A 17495-nucleotide genomic window follows, 5' to 3' on the forward strand; every position below is an offset into this window, starting at 1 on the left:
TTTAGATTTTAAATATATACTTATGAAAAAATTTATATACTGTTTTTGTATAGTGGCTCTTATGTCTTGTCAAACTGAAACAAAACAAATCGATGTTGTAGAAATTTCCGAAGACAATACTGAAGAGGCTAAAGCCGCTATTAAAGAAGTAATGTCTGCTCAAGAAATCGCTTGGAATAATCATGACCTTGAAGGCTTTATGCAAGGCTACTGGAACAATAATTCATTAAAATTTTATGGTAGTAACGGACTTACACAAGGCTGGGATAATACACTTGCAAACTACAAAAAAGGCTACCCAACGCCTGCCGAGAGTGGCACTTTACGATTTGTCATTAATGATATTTCTAAAATAGAAAACGGTAATTATTGGGTCATGGGAGAATACCATTTAACACGTCCAGTTGGTGATGCTAATGGTGTGTTTATGATTATCTTTAAAAAGATTGATGGACAATGGAAAATCGTTGCTGATATGTCTTGCTAATTAAGCTGCTTCTTCAGACTTAAAATGATTATATAGATTGCTATGACCTAATCCTATAATTGATAAGCGTTTATTTTTAACCAAGGCTTCATTATGCAATTGAGCTATAGCGCTTACACCATAACGATCAATACTTGTTAGATTTTCAATACTTACAGTGATTGTGTTGGCTCTTTCAAAAACATTTCTAAACTGTTTTTTAAACACATGAACATTGTGTCTATCCAAGGAGCCTTTAACTTTAAAGAAGTTATTTGCGTTTGTAATTTCTAAGTTCATAATAATACGATTTAAGGTTGTCTTTACTTATTTGCTATCAATCAATATTATTATGTTATAAATATCTAAAATAAAATGCGCGTATTACTATATATTCGATTAAATGTATAATTGGTTGGTTTTGGATTATAAACGGACTTTTTTACTCGATAAACAACACATTTTAAATAGATTACAAAAATATTTTTTTAAGATTTTGTAGTGTTTTTCCTCCTTAGAGGCACTAATTCTATGTCATTTTAATAGATATTGCTACTTTTATCAAAGAAAATAATTAGTTATGAAGTCATCTCATTTTATCTACACTGTCCTTTTTATAGTATCCTTTTTTAGTTGTAAAACAACACAAAACGTAACAGCTACTACTCCGATAAAAGAGGTGTCCAATTTTGAAAAATTAGCCTCTATTTCAAATATTGTTAGTATTGAAAAAAAGCAACCTACAAGTCACTTTGATGAAAACTATGAAATCTGGTTTGAACAACCAATAGATCATAACAATCCATCAAAAGGTACATTTAAGCAACGTGTTTTTCTTGGATTTGAAAATGCTAATCTGCCAGTTATTGTAGAATTAAGAGGTTATGGAATTGGCTCGGAAAGAGCTGGAGAACTGGCCGCACACTATAAGGCAAACCAACTTACTATTGAACATCGATATTTTAATAATTCGCGTCCTGTCACGATAGATTGGAATACTCTAACCATTGAAAATGCCGCAAAAGATCAAGCCAATATTATTACGACTATAAGAAATGCCATGTATCCTAATGCTAAATTTATTTCAACTGGTATTTCAAAAGGTTGTCAAACCACGATGGCCCATCGTCGATTTTTTCCAAATAACGTTGATGCGAGTGTTTGCTATGTTGGACCGCTCAACTATAAACGCGAGGATCCTCGAGTATATGAATTTCTAAAAACAGTTGCAACTAAAGAAGATAGAGATAGAGTTAAAGCGTTTCAAAATCTATGTTTTGAAAACAGGACAGCACTTCTTCAGCTCATGAAAGATGAAGCGCGACAAAAGAATATGAATTGGGAGTTTGGGGTTGAAAAAGCTATCGATTATACAATTCTTGAATATTCGTTTGCATTTTGGCAATGGGGAATTCCGTTAAACAGTATTCCAACTTCAGATGTTTCTGTAGCGCAGATATATAAGCACCTCATCGATGTTGTAGGCTATGGCTTTTTTGAACAGAAAGCTGTTGAAGATTTACAACCCTATTTCTGGGCAGCTTTAACACAACAAGGCATTTATGGCTATGAAACTGCGCCTTTTAAAAACTATTTAAATACAGAAGAGATCTACAAATTTGATTGGGCTTTTCCAGATGGGATCTCAAAGGCATACGATTTAAAACCCATGCAAGACATTAAATCCTATTTAGATAATTCTGCCGAAAAGATACTTTTTATTTATGGTGAATACGATGCATGGAGTGCCACAGCTGTTGAATTAAGTGACTCGGCAAAAAATAGAGATCTTTACAAGTTTGTTAAGCCTAAAGGAGATCATAGAACACGTATAAGAAGTTTTTCTCAAAACACACAACAGTCTATTTATGATATAATAGATGAGTGGGTACAGAACTAATTAAAAACGCCGATCTGGACTAAATAATGTCACAGGTATTACTGTTTGTTTATCGGCAATAATCTCTGAAACTAACTTACCTGTTGCGGTTGCCATACTCCAACCCATCATAGCATGACCTGTGGCAATTGTCAAATTCTCACATTTTGAAGACTTCCCAATATAAGGCAATCCATCTGGAGATACTGGTCTCAATCCTGAAGCAGCTTTTTGTTTCTCTTCAGGATTTAATGTAATTTCTGGGTAATAACGGGTTGCTGCATTTGCAATAGCCTCTACCCTAGCTTTATTGATTGTATGATTTATTCCAGCTATTTCCATTGTACCAGCAAAACGCGTAAAACCATTCATAGGTGTTACAGCAACCTTTGCTTCGGCCAAAATGGCTGGAACCGAAATATTTGTCTTTCGATTGGTGTTAATACGATACCCTTTCCCTGCTTGAAGCAATAATTTCAATCCTAGTTTTTTGCTCAATAAATACGACCATGAACCTGCTGCTAATATAAACTCATCGGCTTTTAAAACTTGTTTGTCTGTTATAATAGAGTTTATTTTTTCGTTGGAAATATTTAAATCTTGTACCTTTTCGTTCTTATAAAACTGAACACCCGAATTCTTCAAATGTGTTTTCATCTCCTCCATAAATTCATGTGGTGTAGTATGTGAATCACACTTATAATAGGTTGCACCTTTCACATCCATCGCTACATTAGGCTCTAAAACTTGTAACTCTTCCAAACTAATAGTTTTCGCGTCTAAACCTTCTTGTTTGGCAATATGAGCCGTTTCAATCTCTTCTTCAAGCATCGCTTCAGTCTTACAAAGCATTAACAGCCCTTTCTTTTCATAATGAAATGAGAACTGCTCATCGCGCTTGATATCATCGTATAAGTCTTGACTCAATAAGGTCATCGCCTTAATAGCTGGAATTGCTTTAGATACATGATTGGCACTACATGATTTATTAAAAGCCCAAGTCCATTTTATAAAATCTTGCTCTAATCTAGGTTTAATGTATAGCGGACTTGACGAATTAAACATCCATTTGAACCCCTTCTTCATCACGCCTGGCGCAGATAGAGGAACTATATGACTTGGAGACAAATAACCAGCATTAACATAAGAGGCACCAGCATCTAAGTTGGATTGATCAACAATAGTAACTTGATGACCTTCCTTTTGAAGATAATACGCAGAACACAAACCTATAATTCCGCCTCCTATAACGATAATGTCTTTACTCATTTGTTAAAAATTAAATCACTTGAAACCCATAAGCATATGGGTCATCTTCTGGGTCAATAGTTATGGTATTATATCCAAACACTTTTGCCCAGCCTTGAATACTTGGGATAATTGCTAATGTTCCATCCAAGAGTGTTTCTTCTTCAACACGTCCAATAAAAGTAGACCCTATATAACTTTCATGAATAAACGCTTCCCCTATTTTTAAATGACCTTTTGCATACAATTGAGCTAATCGAGCCGATGTTCCTGTGCCACATGGACTTCTATCAATAGCTTTATCACCATAAAACACAGCATTCCTTCCCGATGAAGACGCATGTATTGGTTTTCCTGTCCACAGCATATGGGTTACATCTCGAATCGTTTCATTTTCTGGGTGCACAAATAGATTGGAGTATTTATCATTTATTCGGTCTCTTACTACTTGCGAATATTGAATAATTTGGCTGGCCGTAAAATCCTGTACTCCAGAAAAATTTTGCTGTGGATCGACAATAGCATAAAAATTCCCACCATAAGAGACATCAAATGTAATGACTCCTAATTCTGGGCAATCAATGGTTAAATCTTGAGCAGCTAAGTAACTTTTTACATTCGTGAGTTTAACCCAATCTACTTTATTTCCAGTTTGTTGGTATTCAATATCTACTAAACCTGCTGGTGCTTCCATTTTAATCTTTCCAGGTGTTTTTGGATGAATCAATCCTTCTTCAATAGCAATTGTAATAGTTCCAATAGTACCATGACCACACATAGGCAAGCAACCAGATGTTTCAATAAATAAGATAGCGAAATCATTTTCTGGATCATGAGGAGGATATAGAATACTTCCACTCATCATGTCATGACCTCTAGGTTCAAACATCAGTCCTTTTCTAATCCAATCATAGTCTTTTAAAAAGTGCTGACGCTTTTCACTCATAGAGTTTCCCTCCAGCTTCGGGCCACCTTCTTTGATTACTCTAACAGGGTTTCCGCAGGTATGTGCATCAATACATATAAATTTGGATTTACTCATTTTTATGTTTTTCAATATAATGATTCACTCGATTTTCAAGTATTGAAAGCGTTACAGTACCCTGTTCTAATATCACTTCATGAAACTCTCTAATATCAAACTTAGCGCCTAATTGTGATTCGGCTTTTTGTCTCAACTCTCTTATTTTAAGTTCTCCTATTTTGTACGACAATGCTTGTCCTGGCCATGAGATATAGCGATCGGTCTCTGTATTAATCTCATGAAGCGACAAAGCTGTATTTGACGACATGTACTCAACGACCTGATCTCTCGTCCATCCTTTCATATGAATTCCAGTATCTACAACTAGTCGGCAAGCACGCCACATTTCGTAAGTTAATTGTCCAAACTGCTCATAAGGTGTCGTGTACATTCCCATTTCATCGGCTAAATACTCAGAATACAATCCCCAACCTTCACCATACGCAGAGAGGTACAGGTCTTTTCTAAACTGTGGAATGCTATCGCCTAATTCGTTATTTAAACTGCCTTGCAAATGATGTCCAGGAACCGCTTCATGAACCGTAAGTGCTGGTAAGGTATATAATGTTCTACTAGGCAAATCATAAGTATTTACCCAATAATATCCAGGTTCACTACTCTCTTTTGAAGTTCCAACGTAACGACCACTAGTGTATTTGGGTGCAATGGCATCAGGAACTGGAGCTACGCCATAGGGTTTTCTAGGCAATGTTTTAAAAAATCTCGGCAACTGTTCATCTGCTCGCTTTGCCATATCTCTGGCAATCGTTAAGAGTTCATTAGGCGTTTTTGCATAAAACTGATCATCTGTTCTTAAAAACTGAAAAAAATCTTCAAAGCTTCCCTCGAAGTTTAGCTCTGAAATGATCTGTTCCATTTCAGCTTTTATACGTGCCACTTCTTTTAAACCAATTTGATGAATATCATCTGCTGTATATTGTGTACTTGTTGTATAAAAATTGATGCGATCTTGGTAATAAGCTTTTCCATTTGGTGTTTCAGAAACACCTATAGTTGTTCTTGTATTTGGAAAGTATTCTGCCTCAAAAAATGCTTTAATTCGTTTAAATTCAGGAGTCACTTTTGTTTGGATAACATCTTTTGCTACGTTCAAAACCGAATCCTTTTGACTTTGAGTTAAATCTGGTGGTAAATTTTTAAAAGGCGAGTAGTAATAACTGTCTTGATAATTGTCGACAATATGGTCATTATAAGTAGACTCGTAGCCTTTAAAAATAACCAAGGGTTGAGACACTCCTTTTTCTAAACCTTCACGAAGGTTAACTAGGTTTTGACTAACAAACTCTGGTATGGCTTTTAATTTATTTAGGTAGTCTATAACTTGCTCATAATTATTTAAATACCTCACATTATAAGTGAGGTTTGAATGAAATCCAGTATCGGAAAGTAACGGATTTAAGTATTGTTCGAACTCAAAATAGTTAATTCGATCTTCAAGGATAAATCTTAGTAACTCAGCCGAAATTTGCTCGGTTTCATTTAAGTCGTCTAATTTGATATGGGATAATTCTTGCAATTTGGTTTTTGCAAATCTTGCTTCAGACTCAAAATATGCCTTTGTAAAAAGACCCAAAGGATATGCTTTATCGTCATATCCTTCGTAGTCTTGATAACTATTAATTATTTGGTTTAATTCTTTTGATGCTGTATTAGACTCTTCTTTTTCACATCCAAAAATCAATAGTAGTGCTAGTACACAAATGCTTTTTAAAAATCTCATAGTTTCATGGTCGTTTGCTGGTTATTGACTAGCCTTGAAATACATAATGGATTCTCATTCTTAAGTTCATTTGGCAGTAAATCATTTGGCCAATCTTGATAACTAAATGGTCTTACCCATCGTTTTATGGAGTGAATACCTACAGCCGTAAATCGACTATCTGTTGACGAAGGATATGGACCACCATGAACCATAGATGGACAAACCTCAACACCAGTTGGAACACCATTATAAATAATTCGGCCAACCCTATTTTGCAATGCTGAAATGACCTCAGTATAGTTAGATGCTTCATTATTATCTGCAATAACTGTTCCTGTGAGTTGCCCTTCTAAGTTTGAAATCACTTGTTCTAACTGCGTCGTACTTTCACATTGAACCACCATTGAAAATGGTCCAAACACTTCTTGATGTAAGGTAGGATTTTCAATAAAAGTAGATCCCTTAACGGTTGTAATTGCTTGTCTTGCATAATTGGCTTGTACTTCAGAAGCATAATCAACACTAAGTGTCAATTCTGGTTGCGCTAAAGCTTTTTCTTTATTTGATTCATAAGCTCCAATAATATTGGGATGCAGCATACAAGTAGGCTCAATCTTTATAATTTCTTCTGAAAGTTTCGTTATAAAATTTGATAGCATATCACCTTTAATTCCTAAGATCAAACCAGGGTTTGTACAAAACTGCCCTGTACCTAAGGTAATCGAACTAGCATAAGTCTTTGCTAAGGCTTCACCTCTATTCTTTAAAGCTTCTGGTAATATCACAACCGGATTTATACTTCCCATTTCGGCAAATACGGGAATAGGTTCTTCTCGCTGTGCAGCCAAATCATACAAAGCTCGTCCACCTTTTATACTTCCTGTAAAACCGACAGCTTTTATTTCTTGACGCTTTACTAATTGTGCGCCAACTTCAATACCACTACTATTTAAATTAGAAAACACACCATTTGGCATTCCAGTTTTTTCTGCAGCTTTTATAATTGCTGAAGCCACTAATTCACCAGTTCCAGCGTGCATAGGATGTGATTTGACAATTACAGGACAACCAGCAGCTAATGCTGCAGCTGTATCACCACCAGCAGTAGAATACGCCAACGGAAAATTACTGGCTCCAAAGACTACAACAGGACCAAGAGGCACCATCATTTTACGAATATCAGATTTTGGCATCGGTTGTCGTTCTGGTTGAGCTGTATCAATAGACGCTTCAACCCAAGATCCTTCGGCAACTAATTCGGCAAAGGCTCTTAATTGCCCGACTGTTCGTCCGCGTTCCCCTTTGGCACGACCTTCTGGCAGGCCAGTTTCAGAACAATATGTTTGTATTAACACGTCATCAAGCGCTAAAATTTCATCTGCGATAGCATTTAAAAATTCAGCTTTATCCTTTCCTGAATAGTTCTTAAATCTATGAAATGCACGTTCTGCTAGTATACATGCCATTTCAATTTCGGCAGGAGTTGCTTCAGTAAACGTATTTTGGTTTTCAATATTTAATTTTGGGTTAAATGTTTTATACGTTACATCTCCTTTTGCAGACAAGGCAGTTCCTATGTAATTTTTTCCTGTTATCATCTTTCTTTAATTCGTTTTAAATGCAATACTACATCAACGGGTTTATGAATCACTTTTGTAGACACTGGGTATTTTTCTAATAATGATTCTGGGCGAATCGGTCGTTTTTCAAATCCGCCATCACAATTTGGGCAGATCTGTTCTAAAACATTGTCAACACAATCTCTACAAAATGTACATTCGAATGTACAAATCATAGCATCCTCTGCATTAAAAGGTAATGCTTTATTACAATGTTCACAGGTTGGTCTAATCTCCAGCATCTTATAAATTCTTATAATTTGGCAGTGTTGGTCTACGCTTCAAACCGTCTTCAATAACGTTTAAAACATGTTGACGTTCATCTCCATAAAGTGGCAAACGAGGTGCTCTAACATTTTCGGTTCCAATCCCAGTAGCTACTTCGGCGAGCTTTATATTTTGTACTAATTTAGGGTTTATATCTAACTCTAACAATGGTAAAAACCAGCGATAAATCTCCAACGCTTCTTGAATTCGGCCTGCGTTTTGAAGTTCGTAAATAGCGACAGTTTCGGCAGGAAAAGCACATACCAAACCAGCGATCCAACCATCTGCTCCCATAAGCAGACTCTCCAAAGCTAATGTATCAACGCCTGTCATAATTTTTAGTCGGTCACCAAATCGGCTTTTAATTCTAGTGACATTAGAAATATCTCTAGTAGACTCTTTAACAGCTTCGATGTTATTGCATTTCAATAATTCATCAAACATATCTAGTGTCACTTCAATTTTATAATCTACGGGATTATTATACACCATAATTGGTAATGATGTATTATTTGCAACCGCCTTAAAATACTCAACTGTTTCTCTATCTCCAGATTTGTAACGCATTGGCGGCAGCATCATTAAACCCTTAGCGCCATCATCTTCAGCCTTTTGAGCGGCATGAATTGCATTTTTGGTTGTTTGCTCTGCAATATTGATAAGAACTGGAACCTTACCATCAACAATATCTACGGTAGTTCTTGTTAAAATCCTTTTTTCTTCATCACTCAGTGTACTTGCTTCTCCTAATGTTCCTCCTAAAACAATCCCATGAACACCAGCCTCTAGCTGAGCTTCAATATTATGTTGGAACATCGGTAAATCTAAGGTATCAGAATCTGTAAACTTGGTCGTTACTGCTGGCATGACGCCTTTCCATTGTATGCTCATAAATTAACTTGTTTTGATACTGTAAAACTAGTGCACTATTTTCAAAATAGTTAATGGCTACTTATCCATTATTGATACTATATTATCCTTAAATTAGTTTTAAACTAACAAATAGAATAGTATTTGCATATATTTGATGATAATTTGATCGTAAATACATGAAAGTTTTACCATTTAAAATTCCGAAACCAGATTTTGATGCTCTCATATTTCAGGAGGATAAAGGCCATCTGTTTTATGATAAATTACATCAGCATGAAGAAATTCAAATTAGTTTAATCATTGAAGGGGAAGGCACTTTAATTGTTGGAGATACTATCAATTATTACAAAACAGGTGATGTTTTAGTTATAGGAAGTCATATCCCTCATGTATTTAAAAGCGACCAGACTTCAAATTTAAAGTCACATATGTTGACTTTATTTTTTACTGAAACCTCTTTTGGAGTTCAGTTTTTTGATCTTGAAGAACTCAAAGAATTGAAACCTTTCTTTAAACGCTCAAAACACGGATTTAAGGTCTCTTCTCATAAAAAAGTAATTGGTGTCTTATTTGAACAACTTGAAAGCGCTTCTAAGCTAAAGCGCTTTATTATATTATTAGAACTTCTGCAATTATTGTCAAAGTCTGGTTATACGAGTCTATCGTCTTTCATTTATAATAAAATGTATACAGATATAGAAGGACATCGTATGCGAGATGTATTTGAATATACGATGAATCATTTTAATGAAGATATTTCTTTGACGACAATTTCAGAAGTGGCAAATATGACAAAAAATGCATTTTGTAAATATTTCAAAAAGCGTACAAACAAAACCTATATTACCTTTTTAAACGAATTACGTGTTGAGCACGCTTGTAAACTATTATTGGTAAATAAAGACATGCCTATTGTTGACATAGCAGAAATGACCGGTTTTCGTAACATTTCGAATTTTAATAGGCAATTTAAATCTGTAAAAATGATGAGTCCTTCAGTTTTTAAAGCACTCAAGACAACTACAGTTTTTTAACGTATTGTGTAATAATAACAATTTGTTGACCATCAACTTTTCCTTCAATATACTCAGCATTTTCACGGTCTAAACGAATATTTCTAACAGCAGTTCCTTGCTTGGCAACCATACTTGAACCTTTAACTTTTAGATCTTTGATTAAAACAACCGAATCTCCAGATGCTAAGGGAACACCATTTGAATCTCTATGAATAATTTTGTTTTCTTCGTCTTCATGTTCTCCAGTAGCTCTTGCTAATGCCAAAGCCTCATCATCTAAATACATCATATCCAACAAATCTTGGGGCCAACCTTCATTGCGCAAGCGCTGTAACATACGCCAAGCCATTATTTGCACAGCCACATGTTCACTCCACATACTATCATTGAGACATCTCCAATGATTAGGATCCATATCTGTTTTGCCTTCAATTTGATCCAAACATGTAGTACAAACAAGCACGTCATTAGCTACATTTTCATTCAAAGATGGTGGGATTGTATATTGTTTTAAATCTTGATTAGACGCACATAATTCACAGGTAGTATTGCTTCGCTCTCTTAATTCTTTTTCTAAACTCATAAAGTTAAAACTTTTAGTATCGCAAATGTATTGTTTTAATTTTATCTGCTTATTTTTAAGTATGCAAATACCAAACGTTAGAAAGGCGACATTAGCCGACTTACAAACTTTAAAACAATTTAAACTTGGGTTAATTCAAGCTGAACTCCCTATGGATGAGACTATTAAGAAAGACACGACGAGTTATTATGATCTAGAAGCGTTAATTACTGACGATAATTCAGAACTATTAGTTGCAGAGCTAGATGGTGAACTCGTTGCTTCTGGCTATGCTCAAATTATTCCTGACCGACCTTACTTAAAGCATGATTTTCAAGGATATTTAGGTTTTATGTATGTTCCAGAAGAACATCGCGGAAACGGCTATAACAAACTCCTTTTAAATGCTTTATTGAAATGGTGCAAATCTAGACGTGTATTCGAAATTAAATTAGATGTTTATGACACGAATCTACCAGCTCTTAGAGCCTACGAAAAAGCAGGCTTTAAAAAACATTTAATAAATATGCGCTTGGATATTAGAGACATTGAGTTATAAAAGTTGATCTCTCATTTTTTTAGTCATGCCCTTTACCACCATATCATAAGAATGATCAATTAATTTGGTCAAGAGTTTTGGTGAAAGTTCTCCTGTATGGATATATACGCTATTCCATTGTTGTTTGTGCATGTGGTAACCTGGCTTGATACTCTCATAGGCCTCTCTTAACTCAATAGCATATTCTGGATCACATTTGAGATTAATAAAACCTTCTCCACTCTCCCATTTTTTTAAAGAGGCTAAGGCAAACATTTTCCCTAATACCTTAAACACCAAAACATCTTCGTCGAAAGGAAAGTGTTCGGTCACTGCCTTTTTGCTCATGCAATAATTTCTGTAGTCTTCTATATTCATTTTAATAAACGTTCCATGACTTTTTCTGGATGTTTTAACTCGGTGTAGCCAAACTGATGATATAATTTATGCGCATCTGAGGTTTTTAACATCCATGTATGACACGACTTCAATTTTGGCTCTTTATGAACCGTTTCCATAAGCTGTTTAGCATACCCATTGCCTCGATATTCTGGTAAAATAAACACATCCATGAGGTATGCAAAAACCACATAATCTGTTGCTATACGAGCAAAACCAATTTGTTCATTTTCATAATATACTCCAAAACACAAACAGTGTTCAATAGAGGTTTTCACTTCTTCTAGCGTACGTCCTTTTGCCCAATACGTTTCAGTTAAAAACTCGTGAATTAATTTAATATCTAAACGTGTCTTATCGGTAGATATATCTATCACTCTTCTAATTTTTTAGGTGTACCGTCTTCAATTTTTAAAGCCGAATAATCGAGTTTCCAACCAATAGTTTCAACAATACTTTCAATAAGCAATACAGATTCTAATGCTTCTTTTTTTGCAATCTCATACAACCCGCTTTCTGGCACCTTATTCATAATATGAAGCTTTGCTTCGTTGTGTAATTCGGTTAAATCTGAAGCTTCAAACTTATTAAACATGCCATCAGACTTATCATAATAGTTTAAATCGGTTTCGATACTCAATACTTCAGGTTGCGGAAAATGGAACAGTTTCACTGTCTTTGTTTTGAGATCAGAATCCATTCTAATTTTCGACAAATCAAAACCAACATGTGCTTTCGCATTGATAACCACCAAAGCCTTCTTTTTACTACTAATAAGTTTTAAAAAACGCTCTTTAACGTCTTCATAGTGATAAATCTCAGCGAAATCGCCTTCAACAGTAATGAATTTGCACACTTTTTTAATCTTATCTAGTAAAATTACCGATTGTGAGTTGGTTTGTTGTCGCAATCTAAACTGCTTGACGATAGTCACAATCCCTAGAGTGACCAATATGCTTAAAATGATTATAAAAAATGTTTCCATAGTTAGTTTTTAATAACTGCTTTCAAATGTCGCGCCATAATTAATGAACGCATTCAAAATCTAACCTCTACTCTATAACTTTATACAACACAGGTTTGCTTGGTGTTGCATCATTCTCAAAAGGAGCGATTTGTAGATTTAAAAAATATTCACCATCGTTTACTGCATTTGGGACAAATATAAACTCGGTTATGGTACAGTCTTTTCGGAGTTTTCCTGTGTAATTCCAAAATGCTTTATGTGCTTTAAGTTCCCCTCCATCCTCTTCCCTATCAACACTTGGCAAATCTATAAGTAAGTGCTTTATTCCTTTTTTTACTAGAAATGTGACAGCGTCTTCCTTTAAGTATGTCCAATTCGTATTTGAATACTGCTGTGATAATTTTTCTTTTGTGTTAGGAATAGTTCTAATCACAAGCGCATCTCTTTTTTTATTACCAAGCGCAAATTGTAATTGAGATTTTGAGATTATTGTATCGTCTCCAAATTCTTCTGGAGCTACTGTAATCACTTCAGCTAAAAAGAAAAACTGCTTTAAATTTTCATTTACAGAGTATACGTTTTTGGTAATATGACCAACACATTCGGTATGCGTTCCGTGTGCATGCGGATTAAACTGAATTGTATTAAAATTTACAGCTGCACCTTCCGAAACACTTATCACATCATCATCAAATTTAACGGCTTCTATCTTTGGTTCATCAATATACCATGCATTAACATTAGACTTTGAAGCCCTTAGCGGAATAGAAATATCTAAAGGGTTTGATAGGTCAATTTTTAGCTTTCTTGAATTATATTGAATTGTTGCTATCACTATACATTAATTTTAAAGAGGTCTGAAGCTATACCATCACTTAAGAATTTACCCTTTTTAGTAACCAATAGCTTTTCATCATCAATATACAATAAATGTTGATTTATAAAGGGTTGTGCTTGTTGCAAAAGGTAATTTTTAAACGTTTTACCATAATCTTTCGCTACTTTTTCTAATGAAACGCCCCAAACTGTTCTTAAGCCAGTCATCACATATTCATTGTATTTATCGGTAACTGTAAGCGTTTCTGTTTCCATAGGAAGGCTACCACTGGAAATGGCATTACTATATTTTGAATTATTTGATACATTCCAACTACGATTATTTCCGTTGAAAGAATGTGCAGATGGTCCAATTCCCAAATAGGGTTTTCCTTGCCAGTATGCCGAATTATTTCTGCTGAAATATCCTTCTTTACCAAAATTTGATAGTTCATAGTGTACAAAATCATGAGCTTCTAAAGCATCAATTAATATATGAAACTGTTGTTGTGCTATATCATCATCAACATTCTCAATAACGCCTTTTTTGATAAAATGCGCCAAAGCTGTTTTTGGTTCTACTGTTAAAGCATAACTTGAAATATGTGGAATATTATAACTCAAAGCCGTCTCAATATTCTCACGCCACTGATCGTTTGTAGCACCAGGAATACCATAGATTAAATCGATAGAAATATTATCAAAATAACGTATCGCTACAGACAAACATTCTTTAGCTTCGTTAACGTTGTGAGCACGATTCATAAGCTTTAAATCGTCTTCCAAAAACGATTGTATGCCAATGCTCAAGCGATTCACTGGACTTTTAGAAAGCTTTATAATTTGCTCCTCAGAAAGATCATCAGGATTAGCTTCTAAAGTGATCTCGGGTGTTTCAGAAACCTTATAATGCGTATATATAGTTGAAATGAGCAACTGAAGTTCCTCAGTAGATAATAACGAGGGCGTTCCTCCTCCGAAATAAATGGTATCTACTATTATATTTTGAAACTCATCTTTACGCATTTCCAATTCTTTGGCTAACGCTTGTATGAGTTCATCTTTCTTTTTTAAAGACGTCGAAAAATGAAAATCACAATAATGACAAGCCTGTTTACAAAATGGTATGTGAATATATATGCCACTCATTACTCTTTTCGTTTTCTGCCTTTGACTAATCGTCTGGTATCGTGTCTTGAAATAGTTAAGTCGGGATTTAATCGGTTAATAGCTTCGATATTGTCATCTGTTATAAGTTGATGGTCTACTAACATCGTTTTTAAAGCTTTCATCTTTCCAACCTCAGGCGGTATAATCTCAAAATTACTATTGTGAATCCAAAGAGAGTATAAGTTATCTAAAGACAATACTTCCTTTGGAAATTGTTTAAACCTATTAAATTCTAGACTTACCGATCCCAGGTTTTTTAAATTGGAAAATTCCTTTGGTAACTCTGAAATTTCATTTGAACCAAGGCTTAGATTCTTTAGTTCTGTAAGTTTCCCTATTGATTCTGGAATCGTTTCAATTTTATTGTAACCTAAATTGATATATTTCAAATTTATCAAACTGCCTATTTGTACTGGTAGGGTTTTAATTTTACACGCATTGGCGACTATACTAACTAGCTCACTACAATTGGACAATTCGTCTCTTAAACTAGTCATTCCGCTTCCAGAGACATTCAAAAATTGTAAACATCTTAACTTACCAATAGATTGCGGTAGATCTTTTAAATAACTATTGCTTCTAACACTTAAATATTTTAGTTTCGTTAGCTCTCCTATATTCTCGTTGAGTTCTCGTAATCCATTAGTACCAATATCTAAAATTTCAACATTCTGAAGTAATTTAATATTGTCTGGTAGTGCTCTCAAATTGCATCTGTAGGCTTCTAATATCTTTAGGTTTGGAAGTTTACTTAAGTCTTCAAACAATTTTTCTTTGTCTTTAAATTTATTTCCTGCAATATTCAACGCCTGTAAATTGATAAATTGTGACAGCTCTTTTGGTAGCTCTGTGAAATTGGAATAGCTCAAATTCAAGGCATAGACCTCATCTTTTCTGTCTAGTAACGTTGTTAAATCTTCCGTTCTTTCAAGACGTGCAAAACGATTTAACAACTCGACTCTAAAATAAGTTTCGTCTTCAAAAAGATTTAAGGTCGAGCAGAAATTATTAAGGACCTCTTCTAGTTGCTCTAAGGTCATTTGAGGCAATTGAAAATTAGCTAATTCTTCAAAAACTAAGCTGTCATCTACAATACGCTTCATTAATTCGTTATTTGCCTCTAAGCCTCTATCTTCTAAAAAAGCAACATCCCAAAGCGCTCCTTCCTTATTCCCTCCAAAATACTTTGAAAACACCCAATAGTAGTATGTATTTTTGAGGTCTTCAGCAGTTCCCGTTAATCGTAATCGTTCTTCATAGGATTGCTCTGCAATATCAAATTTTTTGGCTGCAAAAGCACAATTCCCTTTCCATGCCAATAAAAATGCAGTTTTTCCTTTGAGTTCAATAATTTTATCAATATCCTCAAGTGCTTTTTCATACTGTTTCAATACAGAATACGCTTGAAACCTGATATATCTCGCCTCATAAGAATTAGGCTCATACGATATATAAATAGTTAAGTCTTCTACAACACCTTTGACATCTTTGGGATTGATGTTTGACTTGGCAATAGCCCTTGAATAGTAATAGTCTTTTACATCGGGTTCGCGTTTAATCACTTCATCAAGTAATTCGATAACCGCTTGCCAATTTTTACTATCAAGTGCTTTATTATAGCGTGTCTTAAGTTCTTCATCAGATAAACTCGAGGAACAAGTAACGAACAGCACAACTAAAAGTATAACACCAACATATCTCAATGACATTATTAAGGACTTAAGTTTTAACTGCATATTATTTCTTTACTCTATCTCCATTTTGTTTCACAAAACTTGCCCAGCCAGAATAACTTTTCCCTACCTCTACTCGGCCTTGGTTATAAAAATGACATACCGCTGCGGCTAAACCATCGGTAGCATCTAAGTTTTTGGGTAAGGTTTTTAAGTCTAATAAACTTTGAAGCATTTTTGCTACTTGTTCTTTGCTGGCATTTCCATTTCCAGTGATGGCCATTTTTATTTTTTTAGGCGAATACTCTGTAATAGGCACTTCGCGTGATAAACCAGCAGCCATAGCAACACCCTGAGCTCGTCCTAATTTAAGCATACTTTGTACGTTCTTTCCAAAGAATGGTGCTTCGATAGCAATTTCATCAGGATGATGCGTATCTATTAATTCTATTGTACGTTCAAAAATGAGCTTGAGCTTAAGATAATGATCACTATACTTTTTTAAATCCAATTCATTAAGCTGAAGAAAAGACATCTTTTTACCGACCACTTTTATGAGTCCGAAACCCATAATTGTAGTTCCAGGATCAATTCCTAATATGATTTTTTCATTACTCATTAATCGCAATATTGGCATCCACTAATAGAGAACGTCACTCCAAAAGTAATCGTTAGAAGGTTTCCGTTGAATGATCCAAAACCATCGGTTGCAGGATCAAAATCTTTTCCGAAACCTAAAATATAGGATGTGTCTGCATAAACCGACATACGTTGTGTTAAACCATAATGTATTTCGAATCCAGCCATGACATTAAAAAACGATATGTTGTTGCTTCCAAAATTTCCAAGCGGTTTTACAAATGAATATCCTGGTCCAGCATGCGCCACAAGTCCCATACGTTGTGGTATAAATGAAATAGACTCGGTAGGATCATATACTATTTGAGCATTTAGTCGTGTATAGTTGGTTTTAAATTCTATCGAATTATCATCACTTGAAAATCGGTTAAATCCAAAATCTAATTTCGCCCCTAATTCCGGTTTAAACATATGCTGAATACCTAAATTTACTGTTGGAAAGTTAACCGATTTCGCTTGAAAACCATCAACAAAACCCGATTGGGACGGACTATTTATACCAAAAGCTATTTGAGCTTTCCATTTATTAGTATCTCTTTGAGCATGACTGTTAATAAAACAAATAAACGCTATTATCAAAATACTCAATTTTTGAAGTCTATAATTTGAGGTCATA

20 protein-coding genes are annotated in these 17495 nt (G+C 34.7%); 4 read left to right on the top strand and 16 right to left on the bottom strand.

Going from position 1 to position 17495, the window contains the following annotated elements; genetic code table 11:
* Positions 1-22 precede the first annotated feature (22 nt).
* Positions 23-487 (top strand): YybH family protein, encoded by a 465-nt coding sequence (locus KWG70_RS01295; RefSeq protein ID WP_230934180.1) that lies wholly within the window; start codon positions 23-25, stop codon positions 485-487.
* On the opposite strand, the gene KWG70_RS01300 is transcribed toward KWG70_RS01295, so the two are convergent.
* Entirely contained in the window at positions 488-766 is a 279-nt protein-coding gene (locus tag KWG70_RS01300; protein ID WP_230934181.1) for an STAS domain-containing protein, read from the bottom strand.
* Between the two features lie 280 nt (positions 767-1046).
* Here KWG70_RS01300 and KWG70_RS01305 point away from each other — a divergent pair, with 280 nt between their 5' ends.
* Positions 1047-2366: a S28 family serine protease gene (locus KWG70_RS01305; protein WP_230934182.1), complete on the top strand. Its 1320-nt coding sequence runs from the start codon at positions 1047-1049 to the stop codon at positions 2364-2366.
* On the opposite strand, the gene KWG70_RS01310 is transcribed toward KWG70_RS01305, so the two are convergent.
* From KWG70_RS01310 to KWG70_RS01335, 6 genes are read right to left on the bottom strand one after another with little or no spacing between them, the layout of a single operon-like run.
* The gene (locus KWG70_RS01310; protein ID WP_230934183.1) at positions 2367-3614 is read right to left on the bottom strand and encodes an NAD(P)/FAD-dependent oxidoreductase; all 1248 of its coding nucleotides are present in this window, start codon (positions 3612-3614) and stop codon (positions 2367-2369) included. It abuts the gene before it with no gap.
* Positions 3615-3624: 10 nt separating this feature from the next.
* Complete coding sequence (locus tag KWG70_RS01315; protein ID WP_230934184.1) at positions 3625-4635, bottom strand: 4-hydroxyproline epimerase; 1011 nt, start codon at positions 4633-4635, stop codon at positions 3625-3627.
* On the bottom strand, positions 4628-6358 hold the full coding sequence (locus KWG70_RS01320) for a DUF885 domain-containing protein (RefSeq protein ID WP_230934185.1): 1731 nt from the start codon (positions 6356-6358) through the stop codon (positions 4628-4630). Before KWG70_RS01320 ends, KWG70_RS01315 begins: the two co-directional genes overlap by 8 nt.
* Positions 6355-7938, bottom strand: a complete 1584-nt coding sequence (locus tag KWG70_RS01325; RefSeq protein WP_230934186.1) for an aldehyde dehydrogenase (NADP(+)) — start codon at positions 7936-7938, stop codon at positions 6355-6357. The genes KWG70_RS01320 and KWG70_RS01325 overlap by 4 nt, the downstream gene beginning before the upstream one ends.
* A complete protein-coding gene (locus KWG70_RS01330; protein ID WP_230934187.1) occupies positions 7935-8201 on the bottom strand; it encodes a DUF1272 domain-containing protein in 267 nt (88 codons plus the stop codon). Before KWG70_RS01330 ends, KWG70_RS01325 begins: the two co-directional genes overlap by 4 nt.
* A 1-nt stretch (position 8202) precedes the next feature.
* Positions 8203-9117 (bottom strand): dihydrodipicolinate synthase family protein, encoded by a 915-nt coding sequence (locus tag KWG70_RS01335; protein ID WP_230934188.1) that lies wholly within the window; start codon positions 9115-9117, stop codon positions 8203-8205.
* Between the two features lie 158 nt (positions 9118-9275).
* Here KWG70_RS01335 and KWG70_RS01340 point away from each other — a divergent pair, with 158 nt between their 5' ends.
* Positions 9276-10133, top strand: a complete 858-nt coding sequence (locus tag KWG70_RS01340; RefSeq protein ID WP_230934189.1) for an AraC family transcriptional regulator — start codon at positions 9276-9278, stop codon at positions 10131-10133.
* Here KWG70_RS01340 and KWG70_RS01345 read toward each other — a convergent pair.
* Positions 10120-10698 (bottom strand): PhnA domain-containing protein, encoded by a 579-nt coding sequence (locus tag KWG70_RS01345; RefSeq protein ID WP_230934190.1) that lies wholly within the window; start codon positions 10696-10698, stop codon positions 10120-10122. The two genes, KWG70_RS01340 and KWG70_RS01345, sit on opposite strands and share 14 nt — an antisense overlap.
* A gap of 61 nt (positions 10699-10759) precedes the next feature.
* Between KWG70_RS01345 and KWG70_RS01350 the strand changes: the two genes are divergently transcribed.
* Entirely contained in the window at positions 10760-11236 is a 477-nt protein-coding gene (locus tag KWG70_RS01350) for a GNAT family N-acetyltransferase (protein WP_230934191.1), read from the top strand.
* Here the strand turns inward: KWG70_RS01350 and KWG70_RS01355 are convergent.
* From KWG70_RS01355 to KWG70_RS01390, 8 genes are all read right to left on the bottom strand, one after another.
* Positions 11231-11593, bottom strand: a complete 363-nt coding sequence (locus KWG70_RS01355; protein ID WP_230934192.1) for an MmcQ/YjbR family DNA-binding protein — start codon at positions 11591-11593, stop codon at positions 11231-11233. The genes KWG70_RS01350 and KWG70_RS01355 overlap by 6 nt on opposite strands.
* The gene (locus KWG70_RS01360) at positions 11590-11991 is read right to left on the bottom strand and encodes a GNAT family N-acetyltransferase (RefSeq protein WP_230934193.1); all 402 of its coding nucleotides are present in this window, start codon (positions 11989-11991) and stop codon (positions 11590-11592) included. Before KWG70_RS01360 ends, KWG70_RS01355 begins: the two co-directional genes overlap by 4 nt.
* Positions 11988-12599, bottom strand: a complete 612-nt coding sequence (locus KWG70_RS01365) for a DUF4230 domain-containing protein (protein ID WP_230934194.1) — start codon at positions 12597-12599, stop codon at positions 11988-11990. Before KWG70_RS01365 ends, KWG70_RS01360 begins: the two co-directional genes overlap by 4 nt.
* A 67-nt stretch (positions 12600-12666) precedes the next feature.
* Positions 12667-13416, bottom strand: a complete 750-nt coding sequence (locus KWG70_RS01370) for a cyclase family protein (RefSeq protein WP_230934195.1) — start codon at positions 13414-13416, stop codon at positions 12667-12669.
* Positions 13416-14546, bottom strand: coding sequence for a radical SAM family heme chaperone HemW (gene hemW / locus KWG70_RS01375; protein ID WP_230934196.1), 1131 nt, complete (start codon positions 14544-14546; stop codon positions 13416-13418). Before hemW ends, KWG70_RS01370 begins: the two co-directional genes overlap by 1 nt.
* Entirely contained in the window at positions 14546-16276 is a 1731-nt protein-coding gene (locus KWG70_RS01380) for a leucine-rich repeat domain-containing protein (protein WP_230934197.1), read from the bottom strand. The genes hemW and KWG70_RS01380 overlap by 1 nt, the downstream gene beginning before the upstream one ends.
* 28 nt (positions 16277-16304) lie before the next feature.
* Entirely contained in the window at positions 16305-16859 is a 555-nt protein-coding gene (ruvC, locus tag KWG70_RS01385; RefSeq protein ID WP_230934198.1) for a crossover junction endodeoxyribonuclease RuvC, read from the bottom strand.
* Positions 16859-17494: an outer membrane beta-barrel protein gene (locus tag KWG70_RS01390; protein WP_230934199.1), complete on the bottom strand. Its 636-nt coding sequence runs from the start codon at positions 17492-17494 to the stop codon at positions 16859-16861. The genes ruvC and KWG70_RS01390 overlap by 1 nt, the downstream gene beginning before the upstream one ends.
* Between the last annotated feature and the right edge of the window lies 1 nt (position 17495).

Origin of the sequence: Psychroserpens luteolus, assembly GCF_021032705.1 — a bacterium.
GTDB lineage: Bacteria > Bacteroidota > Bacteroidia > Flavobacteriales > Flavobacteriaceae > Psychroserpens > Psychroserpens luteolus.